Origin of the sequence: Roseicyclus amphidinii (assembly GCF_030163755.1) — a bacterium.
Lineage (GTDB): Bacteria > Pseudomonadota > Alphaproteobacteria > Rhodobacterales > Rhodobacteraceae > Roseicyclus > Roseicyclus amphidinii.
Genome location: NZ_JASJOE010000003.1, coordinates 29225 through 45556 on the forward strand (window position 1 = coordinate 29225; position 16332 = coordinate 45556).

Consider the following 16332-nt stretch of genomic DNA (forward strand, 5'->3'; position numbering starts at 1 on the left):
GGCAAGGCAGGACAAGGATACAGGGGGCCATGGGGCGCATCATAACTCTACTGGTGGTGCTGATCGTGCTGGGGGTGCTCGGCCTGATCGGCTATTCCTACTCGGGCTATCTCGTGCCCGCGCAGACCACCGTCACCAGCCCGGTGGAGCTCGATGTGGACTAGGGCCGCGCTCGTCCTGCTGTGCCTCGCCCCCCTGCCGCTGGCCGCGCAGGACGGCTCGACGCTTCCTCCCGCGCTGGCGGATCTCTCCGACCTGCCCGAGACCAGCTCGCCCGACTGGCTGTCGGATACCGTCACGCGGCCGCATGGCGACATCGCCACCTCGGCCCTGCCGCCCGCGGTCACGGTCATGCCGCTGGGCGCGGTCACCATCGACGCGGTCGGGCTATTGCCCGCCGCGATCACCGGCCTGCCCCGCGAGCTGTGGGGCGCGTCCGAGACCGAGACGCTCTCGCGCCTGTTCCGGGCGCAGCCGGTGCAGGGTCTGCCCGCGATCCAGGCCTTCACCGAAACGCTGGCGCTGGCCGAGCTGGACCCGCCCGCCGATGCCGCCCCGGACGTTCCGGGGCTGTTCCTCGCGCGCGTCGACATGCTGCTGGCGCGCGGCGCGCTCGATCCGGCGCAGGCGCTGATCGAACGCGCCGGGGCCTCGAACGCCGAGGTGTTCCGCCGCTGGTTCGATGTCTCGCTGCTGACCGGCCATGCCGACCGCGCCTGTCAGACGATGGAGGCCAGCCCCGACCTCGCCCCCACGCTGCCCGCGCGGATCCTTTGCCTAGCGCGCGATGGCGACTGGCCCGCGGCCGCCCTCGCCCTCGGCACCGGCGAGGCGCTGGGACGGATCACCACCGCCGAGGGCGACCTGATCGCCCGTTTCCTGGACCCCGAGCTCTTCGAGGGCGAGCCGCCGCTGCCCCCCGACCCGGCGCTGACGCCGCTGGCCTTTCACATGCGCGCGGCCATCGGCGAGCGGCCCGCCACCACCGACCTGCCGCTGGCCTTCGCCCATGCCGACCTGAGCGACCTGGCCGGGTGGAACGCGCAGCTCGACGCCGCCGAGCGGCTGACCCGCTCGGGCGCGATCGAGGCGGGCCAATGGCTTGCGCTCTATACCGCGCGCGTGCCCTCCGCGTCGGGCGGGGTCTGGGACAGGGTCGCGGCGCTGCAACGCTTCGACGCGGCGCTCCTGGCGGGCGACGCGGCCGAGACCGCCGCCCGCCTCGCCCCCGCATGGGCGGCGATGCGCGACGCCGGGCTCGAGACCGCCTTCGCCGAGGCCTATGCCCCCCGCCTGCTGCGCAGCCCGCTGACCGGCGACGCGGGGCAGCTTGCCCGGCGCATCGGCCTGCTGTCGTCCGGCTACGAGGCGGTGGCCATGGCCGCCGTGCCGCAGTCCGAGGCCGAAGGCTTCGCCTTCGCGCTGGCGCGCGGCCTTCCCGCGACACCGCCCGCCGGGGCCAGCCTGACCATGCTGGCCGCCGCCCGCGCCTTCGACGCCGAGCCGCCCGCCCACCGCTACGCGTGGTTCGTCCAGAATGACCGGCTGGGCGAGGCGCTGTTGCGCGCGGCGCTGGTCCTGTCGGACCCCGAACGCGACCCCGGCGACATCACCGATGCGTTGGCCCTCTACCGCGCCGTGGGACTCGAGGACGTAGCCCGCCGCGCCGCCCTGCAGCTCGTGCTGCTCGAAGGGTAGCGCCATGGCCGACCCCGACAGCGCGCGCCGGATCTCGGGTTTCCTCGCGGCGCAGGCCGCCGAACAGGGGGCCGCGCGCAACACGCAGCTGGCCTATGGCCGCGACCTGGCCGATGCCGCCGACTGGCTGGCGCGGCACGGTACTGCGCTGGCCCGGGCCGACCGCGCCGCGCTCGAGGGCTACATCGCCCAGCTGGACGCCGAGGGGCTTGCCCCCGCCACCCGCGCGCGACGGCTCTCGGCGCTCAAGCAGTTCTACCGTTTCGCCGTGGACGAGGGCTGGCGCCCGGACAACCCCGCGCTGCAGATCAAGGGACCGGGCCGCAAGCGCAGCCTGCCCGGCACCCTGAGCATGGCGGAGGTCGACGCCCTTCTCGCCGTCGCCGAAACCCATGGCCGCAGCGCCGCGGACCGTCTCCGCAACACCTGCCTGATGCAGCTGCTCTATGCCACAGGCCTGCGCGTCAGCGAACTGGTCGCGCTGCCCGTCGCCGCCGTCCGCGGCGATCCGCAGCTTCTGCTGGTCCGCGGCAAGGGCGGCAAGGAACGCATGGTCCCCCTGTCGCCCCCCGCGCGCGACGCGATCACCGCATGGCTCGCCCACCGCGACGCCGAGGACGCCCGTCACAAGGCCGAAACCGGCGCGCGCCCCTCGCCCTTCCTCTTCCCCTCGCGCGGCAAGGCGGGGCATCTCACCCGCATCCGCTTCTTCACGCTGATCAAGGAGCTGGCGCTGGCGGCCAACCTCGACCCCGCCCGCGTCACGCCGCATGTGCTGCGCCACGCCTTCGCCACCCACCTGCTTCAGAACGGCGCCGACCTGCGCGCGATCCAGGCGCTGCTCGGCCATGCCGATATCGCCACCACCGAGATCTACACCCATATCCTCGACGACCGCCTCAAACGCCTCGTCCTCGAAAACCACCCGCTCGCACACCGTTAAGGTTAACGCGCGCCCCCCTCCCATCTCTATCCCCCAAATATGGCGGGGGAGTCGCGGCACGCGACGGGGGCGGAGCCCCCCCTTTCGGCGCAACACCTGCCACCCGGTGCCACGGTGCCATCTTGAAGCGCACCCCGCCCCACCCCATAACCGCCACATGGAAAACGCCCCCCCGCCCGAGGCCTTTTCGGCCCTCGCCGATCCCGCCACCTGGATCACCGCCGCGGTGATCCTGTTCCTGCTGCTCTGCTCGGGCTTCTTCTCGGGCTCGGAAACCGCGCTGACGGCCGCCACCCGCGGCAAGCTGCGCTCGATGGTCGACCGGGGCGAACATGCCGCGGGCGCCGACCGCGCGCTGGCGCTGAAGGAAGACAACGAGCGGCTGATCGGCGGCATCCTGCTGGGCAACAACCTGGTCAACATCCTCGCCACCTCGCTGGCGACCGCCCTTCTGACCACGATCCTCGGCGAGGGCGGGGTCGCCATCGCCACGCTGGTCATGACGGCCCTTGTCCTGATCTTCGCCGAGGTTCTGCCCAAGACCTACGCGATCAACGATCCCGAACGCACCGCGGCGCGCATCGCGCGGCCCGTCGGCCTTGTCGTCTCGGTCATGGCGCCCGTGGTCTCGGTCGTGCGCCTGCTGGTCCGCGGTGTGCTGCGGCTTTTCGGGGTCAGGATCGACGCCAGCGCCAACATGGTCTCCGTCCACGAGGAGATCATGGGCGCGCTCTCGCTCGGCCATTCCGAGGGGACGGTGGAGAAGGAACAGCGCGACCGGCTGCTCGGCGCGCTCGACCTGCACGAGCGCACGGTGGAGGAGATCATGCTCCACCGCTCGGGCATCGAGATGATCGACGCCGAGGCCGACCCCGAGGCGATCCTGAGCCAGGCGCTGCAATCGCCCCACACCCGCCTGCCCGTCTACAAGGGCGAGCAGGAGAACATCATCGGCCTTGTCCACGCCAAGGATCTGCTGCGCGCCATCGACCGGCTGACGCGGGGCGAGAACGCGCCGGGCATCCAGGGCTTCAAGATCACGGATATCGCCACCAAGCCCTATTTCATTCCCGAGACCACGACGCTCGACGACCAGCTGCGCCAGTTCCTGAAGCGGCACACGCATTTCGCGCTGGTGGTGGACGAATACGGCGCGCTGCGCGGGCTGATCACGCTCGAGGACATCCTCGAGGAGATCGTGGGCGAGATCACCGACGAGTTCGACACCCCCGAAGCGCCGCTGCTCGCCCCCGGCCCGGATGGCAATTACCTGATCGACGGCGCGATGACGATCCGCGACTTCAACCGCGCGACCGACCTGACGCTTCCCGACGAAGAGGCGAACACCGTCGCGGGCCTCGTCATCCACGAGGCGCAGTCCATCCCCGTGGTCGGACAGTGCTTCAGCTTCCATGGCTTCCGCTTCGAGGTGGCCGAGCGCGAGAAGAACCGCCTGACGCGGCTCAAGGTTCGGAAGCTCGGCTGACCGCCCGCCGCAGTCGCTCGAGGTCCGGGCGGTGTGTGATCTGCGCCTGCGCCCGCGCCATGTGATCGGCCGCCGCCTGCCGGGCGGCCAGCGCCATGGCGTCATCGCCCACCCGCCCGATCGCTGCGAAGGCATGGGCCAGCGCGACATGCACCTCGACCGCGTCCCCCGCGCAGCGCGCGATGGGGGCAAAGCTCGCCTCGAAGAGCGCGTGGAGCGACATGGGTTCGATCCAGACCCGGTCATGGCGGGGGGCGTCCAGTTCGGGCGCGACACGCGCCTCGCCGATGACATGCGAGAGGCGGTGGATGATGTCGATGGCCGTGCCGGGGTCGTTCACGCCGGGCGAGAGCGCGCGGGTGGCCACTTCGGCCAGCACGGTCACGCCGAAGACGGGGTCCATCTCGAAGCTGCGCACGTCGTCGATGGGGATCGCCGCGCGCAACCGGCCCATCGCCTCCTTGCCGGGCGCGCGGTCGCCCACGATGCGGGCCATCACGTCGCCGCGCTGCAGGTAGCGGCCCGCGGGGGCGAGCACGTAGATCTGCGCGTCGAGTTTCTTCGCCTCGGATTGCAGCGCCTCTTCGAAGATCTGCTGGACATAGCCCGCGCGGGCCGCGCGCAGGTCGGTGCCCTCCTCGGGGATGGTCACATCGGGGGTCAGGGGCTGCGCCCCCTGCGACGGAAAGCGCGCGGCCTCGTGCACCGCGGTCGCCGCGCGGCGTTCCAGCTGCCGGGCGGTCAGGGTCAGGCTGCCATAGCCCTCCAGATGCAGGATCCAGCGGATGATCGACCAGATGATCGCGGCCACCACGAGAAGCGTGGTGAAGAACAGAACCACCAGCTCGCTTTCGCCGAAGACATCGGCGGCGCGCAGGATGATGGCGATAAGCGCGTAGAGATAGGCGCCGAGGAAGGTCGCCAGAACCGAATGGGTCCGCGTATCCTCGCGCAGAAGGATATGGCTGCGCGGGGTCCATTGCCCCTCGGCCCGCGAAAAGCCGGTCACCATGATCGTCAGCGAAAAGGTCACGACCGCCAGCATCGAGGACGCGATCACTTGCAGGATCGTGTCGACCGAGCGCGCGCCGATCCGGTCGCCCAGCCCCTCGGGCAACAGCGGACCGATCACGGCGGCAAGGACGAGCGCGGCCATGTTCAGCACGGCGAACAGGATCACGCGCACATGGATGCGCCGGGACTGCTGGCGCAGCCAGCGCAGGATCGAGCGGAACATCTGGCCCCTTTCCGACCTGCGACACGGAATGTCGCCTTTGGGCTTGTCGCCGCGGGCAGCGCGCCGCAAGCCTGCGCGGACAAGGCTAACGGAGGCGTCCCATGAAAACCACCACCCGCGTCTGCATCATCGGCGGCGGCGTCGTCGGCTGTTCGGTCGCCTATCACCTGACCAAGCTGGGCTGGTCGGACGTGATGCTGCTGGAACGCTCGGAGCTGACCTCCGGCTCGACATGGCACGCGGCGGGCGGGTTCCACACGCTCAACGGCGACACCAACATGGCGGCGCTTCAGGGTTACACCATCCGCCTCTACCGCGAACTAGAGGAGCTGACGGGCATGTCCTGCGGCCTGCATCATGTCGGCGGTGTGACGCTGGCCGACACGCCCGAACGGCTCGACATGCTCAAGGCCGAGCGCGCGAAACACCGCTTCATGGGGCTCGAGACCGAGATCATCGGCCCGGACGAGATCAAGGCGCTTGCCCCGATCACCAATGTGGAGGGCGTTCTGGGCGGGCTTTACGACCCGCTCGACGGGCATCTCGACCCGTCGGGCACGACCCACGCCTATGCGCGCGCCGCGAAGATGGGCGGGGCCGAGATCGTGCTGCACACACGCGTGCTCGAGACCAATCCCCGCCCGGACGGCACATGGGACGTGGTGACCGACAAGGGCACGATCCATGCCGAGCACGTGGTCAACGCCGCGGGCCTCTGGGCGCGCGAGGTGGCGGCGATGGCGGGCTGTTACCTGCCGCTGCACCCGATGGAACACCAGTATCTCGTGACCGAGGAAACCCCCGAGATCTACGAACGCGACAGCGAACATCCGCATATCATGGACCCCTCGGGCGAAAGCTACCTCCGGCAGGAGGGGCGCGGGCTGTGCATCGGCTTCTACGAAAAGACCTGCCGCCCCTGGGCCGTGGACGGCACGCCGTGGGAGTTCGGCCACGAGCTTCTGCCCGATGATTTCGACAAGATCGGCGACTCCATCGCCTTTGCCTTCAAGCGTTTCCCGGTGCTGGAACGCGCGGGCATCAAGTCGGTGATTCATGGCCCCTTCACCTTCGCGCCCGACGGCAACCCGTTGGTCGGCCCGGTGCCGGGCTTGCGCAACTACTGGTCGGCTTGCGGCGTGATGGCGGGTTTCAGCCAAGGCGGCGGCGTGGGCCTGAGCCTTGCGCAATGGATGGTCGAGGGCGAGCCGGAACGCGACGTGATGGCGATGGATGTCGCCCGCTTCGGGCGCTGGATCACGCCGGGCTACACGCTGCCCAAGGTGATCGAGAACTACCAGACACGGTTTTCCGTGGTCTACCCGAACGAGGAACTGCCCGCCGCCCGGCCCCACCGCACGACGCCCATGTATGACAGTTTCGACGCGATGGGCGCGGTCTGGGGCCAGCAATACGGGCTGGAGGTGGTCAACTTTTTCGCCGAGCCGGGCGAAGCGCGCTACGAGACCCCCTCTTTCCGCCGCTCGAACGCCTGGGATGCCACCGCGCGCGAGGTCCGCGCGGTGCGCGAGGCCGTGGGCATCAACGAGCTGCAGAATTTCGGCAAGTATCGCGTGACGGGCCCCGGCGCGCGGGGCTGGCTCGACCGGATCATGGCGGGCCGTATCCCCGCGCCGGGGCGGCTGTCGCTGACGCCGATGTTGTCGGAGAAGGGCAAGATCATCGGGGATTTCACCGTTTCCTGCCTGTCGGAGACGGAGTTTCAGCTCACCGGCAGCTACGGCGCGCAGGATTACCACCTGCGCTGGTTCGACCGCTGGCTTTCGGGTGATGTGGCGGTCGAGAACGTCTCGGACAGCCGCACCGGCTTCCAGATCGCCGGGCCGCGCGCACGCGACCTGCTGGCCGCAGTGGCGCGGCAGGACGTGTCGGAGATGCGCTTCATGGATGTGCGGCGCCTGACCATCGGGCTGTCGGATGCCATCGTGCAGCGCGTGAGCTACACCGGCGATCTCGGCTACGAGATCTATGTCAACGCGATGGAGCAACGCGCGCTCTGGCGGGTGCTTTGGGACAAGGGGCAGGCCTTCGGAATAAAACCCTTCGGGATGCGGGCGATGATGTCGCTGCGGCTTGACCGTGGCTTCGGGTCGTGGATGCGGGAGTTCTCGCCCGATTACACGCCCGCAGAAACCGGCCTTGACCGCTTCGTCGCCTGGAAGAAGCCGGTCGATTTCATCGGCCGCGCGGCGGCAGAGGCCGAGCGCGCGACACCGCCCGTCCGGCGTCTTGCGACCTTCGTCGTGGAGGCGGAGGACGCCGATGTCGTGGCCTACGAGCCGATCTGGCTTGACGGCGCGGTGGTGGGCTTCTGCACCTCGGGCGGCTATTCGCACTGGACCGGGCAATCGGTCGCCATGGGCTTCCTGCCCGCCGAGCGCATCGTGGAGGGGCTGACCGTCGAGATCGAGATCCTCGGGCAGATGCGCCCCGCCCGGCTGGTGACCACCCCGCTCTGGGACGATCCGCGCCTGCGCGCGTGACACAGCGAGCCGCGCGCCTGCGCGCGTGAGGGGGCGCTCCCGCCCGGGACACGATGCCGGAGGCATCGGTCCCCGTTGGGCCCGGCACCCGGTTCCCGGGTGCGGTCGGCGCTGACAGCCGAGGCCGGGCCCTGTAGGAGGGGCGGTGCAACGGGCGCCCGGCCCGTCGCCGGTGCCGCCCGGACCACGGGGGCGACCGTGACACAGGTTCGAACCGGAGAAGAAAGGCGCGCCGCCCATGACGTCATCCATGACCCCGCCCGTGATCCTGCTGCTCGCCGCGGGGGCCTCGAGCCGCATGAAGGGGCGCGACAAGATGCTGGAGGAGGTGGAGGGCGAGCCGCTGCTGCGGCTGATGGCGCGGCGCGCGCTGAAATCCGGCGTGGCCCTGCGCGTGGTGCTCGGCCCGGGACAGGACGCGCGGCGCGCGGCGCTGGAGGGGCTGGACGTCGAGATCGTCGAGGCCGAGGGCACCGACGGGATGGCGGCCTCCATCCGGGCCGGGATCGCCGGGCTGGACGCGCCGGTGCTGATCCTGCTGGGCGACATGCCCGAGATCACGGCGGGCGACATCTACCTGATGGTGTCGCTCCATGCGCAGGCACCGGGGGCGATCCTGCGGGCGGCGACGCGCGACGGAACACCGGGGCACCCGGTGCTGTTCCCGGCCGACCTTCTGCCGGAGCTGGCGCGGCTGTCAGGGGACGCAGGCGCGCGCGACATCCTCAAGCGCGAGGGCAGGCGCGTTCACCTGCTGCCGCTGAAGGATGACCGCGCCACGGTCGATCTCGACACGCCCGAGGCGTGGGCGGCGTGGCGTGCAGGGCGCGGCGGGCGCGGGTAGCCCCCTGCGCCCTCAGGGGCGCAGAAGTGCCGCTTCCGCGCCGGTCAGACTGCGCCGCGCGGGGGCATGGCTGCCCTCGGCCCCCGGCTCGGCCAGCTCGGGGAACAGGGCGAGGATCTCGGCGCGGGTGTCTTGCACAATGGCGTCCAGCACCTCCTGCGTGGGCTGGAAGCTTTCGGTCCAGGACCCATTCGACATCACCAGCTCATGCCGGTCGAACAGCAGGTGGATGTAGGTCGTGCGGAGCGTCTCGACCATGCGGATCGTGCCGTGATTGACAAGGTCGCGCGCCTTCACGAAGACCTCGGCCTCGTCGAAATTCGCGCGGATCATGGAGCCTGCGACCATCACGCGGTGTTGGGGCGAAACCAGCATGTCGCGTTCCGGCAGACCGAAGCCGAGCGCGCCGGCCTTCACGAGGACCGGCTTGAGCGACGGCATCTCGGCCAGCTGGGCACGGCTGAGGGTGCGGCTGCCGACCCAGCGGATCTCCTGCACGCCGGTATCGCGGGTGATGACCTTGTCACCGGGGCGCAGCGATTCGACCGGCACCTCGCCGCGGGGCGTGGCGATCAGCGCGCCGGGCGTGAAACAGGGGGTTACGGGCGAACAGGCGACCGGGGTCGCCGCAAGAGCGGTCACGCCCTGCGCCTCGGGGGCCTGTGCCGTGGGGGTCCTGGCAAATTCCGTCATCGTCAACTCTGCACATCTGCGGGCCGCGCCGTTGCACGCCGGCGACCCTGAACACTTTTCCAAAACGCCGGCCCATGATCCGGGACCACACCGATCCCATCGCATCAACCGCGGGCGAGACCGCCCGTAGCTTGCAGCGCCCCGAAATCTCGGGATACGCGCCCGACCGGCCCTTGCGCCCCAATGGCGAGACGGCGGATCAGGGCATCAGGATAGCCGCAAGCCACGCAGCCCGGAAGGGGAAAATCCGGGCGGAATACGCCCCCTGTCGCGCGACACGATATCGACACGGGTTCGGCACGGTGCTGGCGCAGCCGCGCCACGCTGCGGACAAGGTTGCCGCAGGGATCGTTTCCGAAAGCGAAACGAAACCGGCGGCCTGCGCGGCACGGGCCGCGATTGTCGCTGTTGCGAAACCATCGGCGTGGGAACGGGGGATCTGGAAACAAAGCGTTTACGCGCTCCGTTCATCACGGAAACGCCGCGGCCGCGGTCTGTTTCGAGACACCGCGCGGTGTCAGGAGCGTCCGGCCCCATGCGTGGACGAACCCTGAGGCGCAGACAGTCGTTTGCGTTCGATCCTCGCACCCGCGCGGTCAGAGGGGGCGCTTCGGGTCGATGTCAGGCCGCATGTCTTGCTGCAGCCTTGCCGCTTCGACCGACGCGGTCACGTCCGCGAAGCGCAACCACACGAAGATCCGCGGCGAGGCGCCGAAAACCGCCTGATCCGAGATCCGCCTTGTGGCACGGTTGGGCATAGCCGACATCATCGAGCGGGTTGTAGGTCAGAAAGGCGGTGTCGATGGTCAGCACCTGCCCGCCGGTGTCGAGGGTGAATTCCTGCGCCTCGGCGTCAAGGTCGGAGACCGTGCCGCGCAACGTGACCTCGCCGATCACGATGGGCGTCGACATGATCCAGGTATAGGCCTCTTCCTCGTCGGCGCTGCTGGCGTAGAAATAGATATTGAGGCCTTCTACATAGACGCTGCTCGCCTCGATCGTGGTCATCGTGAAGAGGTTCTCGTCGATATCGCCGTAGACGGTCACCCGGTCGCCATCCATCAGCCCGTAGGCATCGCCGTAGGAGTCCCAGTCGTCCATCTCGACGGTGATGACGCCGTCGCCGTAGTAGAGCGTGAAACTGTCGGCGGTCGGGTTGCCGACCATGCCGCTCAGGCTGATCCTGCTGTCGTCGGGCCGACTGTAGGGATCTTGCGCCGCGACCGGGGCGGCAACTGCGATCGACGCCGATACTGCAAGTGCCGAAAGTTAAAAGCGCATGGGTATCTCCATCGGTTCGGGTTGCTTGGTGGACCACTCCGCAGCCTGCCGGACCCGTCGGGCCGTGGGCATTGACGCCGGTAAAGGACGCCCTCTTGGCCCACGGTGGTCCCGGCGGTCATCCCGGATGCAGCCCAGCCGGGGGCCGTATCACATTCGTGTTGCCGGGGTGTTCGTGTCAGGGGTTCGGCCGGATGCGCCAGAATTCCCGCAGCTCGGTCACGAGATCATGGGGGAAGGCCGTGATGGCGGGCGATGTCATGATCATGCAGCCCGTAGCCGGCCAGTGCCGACAGCGCCTCGCGCGGTGTGATGCCCAGCGTATCGGCGATCCTCCGGCGGTCTTCCATGTCGAGGGCTGCGCCATCGAGGTCCTGATCCGGCCTGCTGCGCATGAGTGCCTCCGCCCCCAATCCCGCATTCCCCTATGCCCGGCGGAGGTGAGACTGACGCGAGGCGGCGCGCGGTGCCTTTACCGATGTTATCGCCTCGTCGCGGCTGGTCGGAACACACTCGAAGACGCCTGATGCGCAGGGGCTTCACCGTTGCCCCGGCTTGGCGTGCCGCCGACACGGCGGCGTGGATGTCGGGCAAAGGCATGTCCCGAAGCGGAGCGTGAGGACCCCGGATGATCGTCAGACGCGTCATGTCCAACAGCGGCCTCGTCCTGTCGCCCCTCGCCACGATCCGCGAGGCTTCGGCCATCATGCGCGACAGGGGCGTCACCGCCTTGCCCGTCATGGGCGATGAATCGCCGCCGGGGCTGCTGACGGACCGACAGATCGTCACCCGCCTGTTGCCCGACATGCGCGACGCGGCCGCCCGGCCTGTCCGCGACGCGATGATCCGCGACCCGGCGACCTGCCTTGCCGATCATCACGTCACCACGGCCGCGGCGATCATGGGCGACCACCAGGTCCGGCATCTTCTGGTTCTGGAGCGGTGCGGCGCTCTTCTCGGCGTTCTCTCGGTGGACGACATCGCGGAAAACGCCTCGGAGGAACTGGCCGGGCACGCCCTTGGCGAGATCGTCGAGACGCGGGCCTGACGGGCAGGCAGCGCGCCGGTCACGCGACCGGGATGATTTCCTGACGCAGGGTGTCGATGTCGATCTCCGCGATGGCGGCCATCGTGGCCAGATCGTGAACCACGATATCCATGTGATCGGTGACACTCAGCACCTCGTTGCGTTCCAGCCGACGCAGCGTCCGGCAGATATGCACCGCCGAAAGCCCACAGAAGTCGCCAAGCTGCTGCTGGGTCATCGGGATGTGAAACGTCATTCCCTCGACAAGACCGTGAGCGGTCGACCTAAGACAGAGTTCGCACAGGGCGTAGGTGATCACGGTCTCGGCCGCAGCCTTGCCCAGGCGCGTCATGCGCTCGGCCATCCGGGACATCGCGGCGTCGCTGATCTGATGATCCAGCTCGGCAAGGTCGCGGAACTGGCCGCAGGCATCGTGCCACCGCGACCGGGGGATCGCCGCGACGGTCATGTCGGTCAGGGTCTCGACCTCCAGCGCGCTGACGCCCGGAGTGGCCGAGGTCGGTTCAAGGATACCGCCGGACAGGATGATGTCGACGATCTGGCGTTGCCCGTCGGCCAGGGTCTTGGACGCCAGTAGCCATCCCGACAGGACAAGAAAGACCGACCCGGTGTCGTCGCCTTCCAGTTTCAGGAGGGTTCCGGCCGGATAGGACCGCTTGTGTGCATGGATCAGCTTGCACAGCAAGGTCTGCGCCTCTTCGGGCAAGTGCAGTTGGTCGGGCAGCATCGCCTCGGACAGACCGGTTTCTTCAAGACGCTCGAGCATGTCATTCTCCCTGTGGCTGGTGTGCGGATCGCCCCGACGGGCACCAGGTTGCGCATCGGGAAGCGAGACGGTCCAAGGAAAGAGGGCTGGTCTGCACCAGCCGCCCGAGCCGATTTGCGCCGCGATTGATTGAACCTCACGTTTACAGGTTCATGTTCGGTCCGCGAATGACTCAAATCAATAGTTGCGCGCACCATATTTTTATCCCCACCTGCGGCGCAGTTCGCAGGGCGTTTGATCGCCCGGCCCGTGAACGGCCATTCCCCCGGCGCAGGCACCCTGCCCCCGTCCCGTGCTGCCCCCCCTTCCCGGCTTCGGACTGCGATGCGCCCGCGGCGGCCGACTTTACGCAGGTTAATGCACGGTGCCCCCGCACGATCTTTAGTGACGATGACACCGCATATGCCGGGAGGATGCATATGGCTGACGAGTCGCAAAAGGTCGGCGACCTGATGAAACAGATACAGGGTATGCTTGCGCTCAACCCCGAGATCGGGCCCCGGATGGAAGGGTTCTGGAAGACCCAGGACGGAATCCTCGAGGAAACCGAAGCGTTTTCGAAGGCCTGGTTCGAACGCCGCCACGATGCGGCCCGCACGGCGCCGAGGCGGTTCGCAAGTCGAACGGCAACGGGTCCGACCCCTCGGCGGCGATGCAGGCCATGCTCGAATGGCAACAGCAATCGTTCCGGCGGATGGCGGAGGACATGCAGCAATGGGTCGAGCTTTGCTCGCATTGTGCCGCCCGCATGACCCAGGCCGAGATCGAAGCCGGAAAGGACGGTGCCGATCAAGCCGCGAAGCGCGCGAAATCCACCGCCAACACGACCAAGGCGACGCCGGTGTGATCATGGCCATTCCGAGGAACAAGGCCGTACTGGCAACCATCAACGAAGAAGGAGACAGCTCCATTAGTGACAAGAGCGCATATCGTGAAAAACTCGAGGCCCGCCTCGAACAATGGCGCGCCGAGATCGACAAGCTGCAGGCCAAGGCCGCCGAAGCCAGCGCCGACGCCCGCAAGGACTACGAAGACCAGGTGGCCGAGTTGCGCAAGCAGCAGGACGAGGCCCGTGAGAAGCTGAAAGAGCTCGACGAGGCCAGCGACGACGCGTGGGAAGACATCAAGGACGGCGTCGAGAAGGCCTGGGACAAGCTGGGCGACGCCGTGAAATCGGCACGCGAAAGGTTCAGCTGACATGACCTTGGGACGCACTGACAAACCCCTGCGCTCGGGCCTCGCGGCCGGGCTGCTCGGACTGATACTGATCGCCGGTCCGGGCCACGCCCAGGACGAGTCCGACCCCACGACCCTTGACGAGGTGCAGGCCGATTTCTCTGAGGCCTTCGCCTCGATCGGGGAGTTCACCGCCGATCAGCGCGACGCCGCGCTTGCGGTGCTCGACGAGACGCTTTCCCGTCTGGACACGCGCATCGACGAAATCGAAACGCGCGTGCGAGAGGACTGGTCGGAGATGTCCGCCGCCACGCGGGAGCGCACCGCGACCGCCCTTCGGGAGCTGCGCGAGGAGCGCAACCAGCTCAGCGAAAGCTACGGTGCCCTCGCGCAGGGGACCGCGACGGCATGGGACGATCTCATGGCCGGCGTCAGGGCCGGATGGGCCGAGGTCGGCACCGCCTGGACCGAGGCTGTGACGGCCATGACCGAAGACACTGAGACCCGAGACCGAGATGAAGAACGCGACCCGCAGCCTTGAGCATCTGCAACAGGCGCTCTCGATGGAGATGACGGCGATCCACCAGTATCTCCTGCATGCGCATGTGCTTGATGATTGGGGGCTGGACCTGCTGGCCGGCAAGATGCGCGAGGAGATGACCGAGGAGCTTGGTCACGCCGGGCGCTTCATCGACCGTATCCTGTATCTTGAAGGGACGCCCGAGATCGAGACCGCCAAGCCGCCGAAACGCGCCGACGGGCTCGAAGGTCTTTTCGCCGCCGACCTCGAAGAGGAAAAGGGGGCGATCGACTTCTACACCGAGGCCGCCAGGGCCGCGGACGAGGACCGCGACCTGGGCACCCGCATGCTGTTCGAGGAGATCCTGCTGGACGAGGAAGGCCACAAGGATTGGCTCGCCCAACAACTGGCGCTGGTCAACCGCATGGGCGAGCCGACCTACATGCTCCGGCACATGGGCGACGCCGCCGGATCGGCGTGACCTCCCGACCTGCACATCACCATCACTCACCGCTCCCGGCCCGCAATGCCGGGGGCCAGACCCTTGTGAGGGAAGACCTTGACCATGACATTCGAGACATCCGCCGCCGATCCCCGCCGCCTCTCGCGCTGGCTCTGGATCGCCGGGCTGGCGTCCATCCTGCTGGGCCTTGCCGGGATCGCCTTTCCCTTCCTCGTGACCCTCGCGGCGGGGCTTCTGTTCGGGGCCGTCCTCGTCGCGCTCGGCGTGGTGCAGGTCTTGCGCGGGCTCTTGTCGGGTGACGTGGCCGCGCGCGGTCCGACGCTCCTGTTCGGCGCGGCGGCGCTGGCGGGCGGTGCGATGCTGCTCCTCTATCCACCGGAAGGCGTGTTGACGCTGACCGCCCTCATCGCCGCCTTCTTCCTTGTCGGTGGAATGACGAAACTGTTGGGCGCATGGCAATTGCGCGATGCGCGGATGCGCGCGCTCGGATTGGCCCCGGCCTCGGGGCGCGGCTGGCTGGCCCTGTCGGGTGCGCTGTCGCTGGCGCTGGGGCTATTGCTGTTGCTTGGATTGCCCGACGTGGCGACCTGGGCGCTCGGCCTTCTGCTGGGGGTGGACCTGCTGTTTCTCGGGATGTCGGAAATCGCGTTGGCGATGGGCGTGGCCCGCGCCGCAGATGACGGGGTGACGGCATGATCACCGTGGAACACGACAGGCCGCGCGACCGGATCGTGATCCGGGCCTCGGGCACCTTGACCGCCGAGGATTACGAACAGGCCATGCCCGAGATCGAACACGCGATGACGCTGTCGCAAGCGCCGCTGAGGGTGATGCTCAGGCTCGAGGATTTCCACGGCTGGGAGATTGGCGCGCTCTGGCGGGAGCTGAAATTCGACCTGAAGCACCGGGGCGACTTCGCGCGGATCGCCGTCATCGGCGAAACGCGGCTGGAGGATTGGGGCGCGCGCCTGTCGGCGCCGTTCTTCCCGGCCGAGATGCGCTTTTTCCCCGCCGCGCAAGAGGCCGAGGCCGACGCCTGGCTGGCCGGATCGGGGGACGGGCGCGGTGGTATCGCGTAATGGTCCCCTCCGCCAAACCATCGCGCCCGCGAGCTCCGGACAAGGAAAACGGCAAGCAGACCGGTTTTCTCGCCGGAGCCGCCGACGCCTTCATCGTCGCCGCCGCCGCGCTTTACGGTCTTGCGGCGCTGTCGATGGCGGCTGTGTCACTCAGCCTTGTCGTCGTGTCGCTCACGCGGGTCTATGCCGCCTTTGCCACCTCGGAGACGGCAGAAACGTTGTTGCTGGACGCCGTCAGTTCGCTGGTGATCTCGGTGGCGATCCTCGATGTGGCGAAATACGTCATGGAAGAGGAGGTTCTGCGCAGCCGCGAGTTGCGGATGCCGCACGAGGCGCGCGAAGCCGTCACCAAGTTCATGGTCATCATCGCGCTGGTGGTGTCGATCGAAGGCATCGTGTTGGTCTTCGAACTGGGCAAGGACGCGCCGGAATTGCTCATTTATCCTGTCCTGCTGCTCTCCGTGTCGGTGCTGATCGTCGTCGGCCTCGGCGTGTTCCAGCGCCTCAGCCTGAAATCCGAGGCGCGCCTTTCGACGGGGTCGGCGGAAGACGCGGAGGACTGACAGCGGAGGGCCGCGCGGTTGGCTGAAGACA

General features: G+C 68.4%; 19 protein-coding genes. 14 read left to right on the forward strand and 5 right to left on the reverse strand.

The features are described from left to right. Window positions 1–29 precede the first annotated feature (29 nt). The 4 genes from QQK83_RS01720 to QQK83_RS01735 all read left to right on the forward strand — a co-directional run bounded on the left by QQK83_RS01720 (window position 30) and on the right by QQK83_RS01735 (window position 4127). On the forward strand, window positions 30–164 hold the full coding sequence (locus QQK83_RS01720) for a hypothetical protein (RefSeq protein WP_284261068.1): 135 nt from the start codon (window positions 30–32) through the stop codon (window positions 162–164). Next, on the forward strand, window positions 154–1698 hold the full coding sequence (locus tag QQK83_RS01725) for a hypothetical protein (protein WP_284261070.1): 1545 nt from the start codon (window positions 154–156) through the stop codon (window positions 1696–1698). The genes QQK83_RS01720 and QQK83_RS01725 overlap by 11 nt, the downstream gene beginning before the upstream one ends. 4 nt (window positions 1699–1702) lie before the next feature. Continuing rightward, window positions 1703–2641: a tyrosine recombinase gene (locus QQK83_RS01730; protein ID WP_284261072.1), complete on the forward strand. Its 939-nt coding sequence runs from the start codon at window positions 1703–1705 to the stop codon at window positions 2639–2641. A 157-nt stretch (window positions 2642–2798) separates the two neighbouring features. Next, window positions 2799–4127 (forward strand): HlyC/CorC family transporter, encoded by a 1329-nt coding sequence (locus QQK83_RS01735; protein ID WP_284261074.1) that lies wholly within the window; start codon window positions 2799–2801, stop codon window positions 4125–4127. Here QQK83_RS01735 and QQK83_RS01740 read toward each other — a convergent pair. Next, the gene (locus tag QQK83_RS01740; protein ID WP_284261076.1) at window positions 4105–5364 is read right to left on the reverse strand and encodes a DUF2254 domain-containing protein; all 1260 of its coding nucleotides are present in this window, start codon (window positions 5362–5364) and stop codon (window positions 4105–4107) included. The genes QQK83_RS01735 and QQK83_RS01740 overlap by 23 nt on opposite strands. 101 nt (window positions 5365–5465) lie before the next feature. Here QQK83_RS01740 and QQK83_RS01745 point away from each other — a divergent pair, with 101 nt between their 5' ends. Both QQK83_RS01745 and QQK83_RS01750 read left to right on the forward strand, forming a co-directional pair. Further along, a complete protein-coding gene (locus QQK83_RS01745) occupies window positions 5466–7868 on the forward strand; it encodes a GcvT family protein (RefSeq protein ID WP_284261078.1) in 2403 nt (800 codons plus the stop codon). A 238-nt stretch (window positions 7869–8106) separates the two neighbouring features. Beyond that, complete coding sequence (locus tag QQK83_RS01750; RefSeq protein WP_417750326.1) at window positions 8107–8712, forward strand: nucleotidyltransferase family protein; 606 nt, start codon at window positions 8107–8109, stop codon at window positions 8710–8712. 12 nt (window positions 8713–8724) lie between these two features. Here QQK83_RS01750 and QQK83_RS01755 read toward each other — a convergent pair whose 3' ends face one another. From QQK83_RS01755 to QQK83_RS01765, 3 genes are all read right to left on the reverse strand, one after another. Beyond that, window positions 8725–9405 carry a Hint domain-containing protein gene (locus tag QQK83_RS01755; protein ID WP_284261081.1) on the reverse strand — a complete coding sequence of 227 codons (681 nt, stop codon included), beginning with the start codon at window positions 9403–9405 and terminating at the stop codon, window positions 8725–8727. Window positions 9406–10026: 621 nt separating this feature from the next. Next, window positions 10027–10572 (reverse strand): hypothetical protein, encoded by a 546-nt coding sequence (locus tag QQK83_RS01760; RefSeq protein ID WP_284261084.1) that lies wholly within the window; start codon window positions 10570–10572, stop codon window positions 10027–10029. 341 nt (window positions 10573–10913) lie between these two features. Beyond that, window positions 10914–11081, reverse strand: a complete 168-nt coding sequence (locus tag QQK83_RS01765) for a hypothetical protein (protein WP_284261087.1) — start codon at window positions 11079–11081, stop codon at window positions 10914–10916. Between the two features lie 233 nt (window positions 11082–11314). Here QQK83_RS01765 and QQK83_RS01770 point away from each other — a divergent pair, with 233 nt between their 5' ends. Then, on the forward strand, window positions 11315–11734 hold the full coding sequence (locus QQK83_RS01770) for a CBS domain-containing protein (protein ID WP_284261090.1): 420 nt from the start codon (window positions 11315–11317) through the stop codon (window positions 11732–11734). Between the two features lie 19 nt (window positions 11735–11753). Here the strand turns inward: QQK83_RS01770 and QQK83_RS01775 are convergent, their stop codons facing one another. Continuing rightward, complete coding sequence (locus QQK83_RS01775) at window positions 11754–12500, reverse strand: Crp/Fnr family transcriptional regulator (RefSeq protein ID WP_284261093.1); 747 nt, start codon at window positions 12498–12500, stop codon at window positions 11754–11756. Window positions 12501–13152: 652 nt separating this feature from the next. On the opposite strand from QQK83_RS01775, the gene QQK83_RS01780 reads away from it, so the two are divergent. The 7 genes from QQK83_RS01780 to QQK83_RS01810 all read left to right on the forward strand — a co-directional run bounded on the left by QQK83_RS01780 (window position 13153) and on the right by QQK83_RS01810 (window position 16301). Continuing rightward, complete coding sequence (locus QQK83_RS01780) at window positions 13153–13347, forward strand: hypothetical protein (protein WP_284261096.1); 195 nt, start codon at window positions 13153–13155, stop codon at window positions 13345–13347. Between the two features lie 2 nt (window positions 13348–13349). After that, on the forward strand, window positions 13350–13697 hold the full coding sequence (locus QQK83_RS01785; RefSeq protein WP_465250982.1) for a sll1863 family stress response protein: 348 nt from the start codon (window positions 13350–13352) through the stop codon (window positions 13695–13697). Window position 13698: 1 nt separating this feature from the next. After that, entirely contained in the window at window positions 13699–14217 is a 519-nt protein-coding gene (locus QQK83_RS01790) for a hypothetical protein (RefSeq protein WP_284261102.1), read from the forward strand. Continuing rightward, complete coding sequence (locus tag QQK83_RS01795; protein ID WP_284261105.1) at window positions 14192–14677, forward strand: bacterioferritin; 486 nt, start codon at window positions 14192–14194, stop codon at window positions 14675–14677. The genes QQK83_RS01790 and QQK83_RS01795 overlap by 26 nt, the downstream gene beginning before the upstream one ends. An 84-nt stretch (window positions 14678–14761) precedes the next feature. Then, window positions 14762–15355 (forward strand): DUF308 domain-containing protein, encoded by a 594-nt coding sequence (locus QQK83_RS01800; RefSeq protein ID WP_284261108.1) that lies wholly within the window; start codon window positions 14762–14764, stop codon window positions 15353–15355. Then, a complete protein-coding gene (locus QQK83_RS01805; RefSeq protein ID WP_284261111.1) occupies window positions 15352–15738 on the forward strand; it encodes a SpoIIAA family protein in 387 nt (128 codons plus the stop codon). Before QQK83_RS01800 ends, QQK83_RS01805 begins: the two co-directional genes overlap by 4 nt. Beyond that, complete coding sequence (locus QQK83_RS01810) at window positions 15738–16301, forward strand: hypothetical protein (RefSeq protein ID WP_284261114.1); 564 nt, start codon at window positions 15738–15740, stop codon at window positions 16299–16301. Before QQK83_RS01805 ends, QQK83_RS01810 begins: the two co-directional genes overlap by 1 nt. The last annotated feature ends 31 nt before the right edge of the window (window positions 16302–16332 follow it).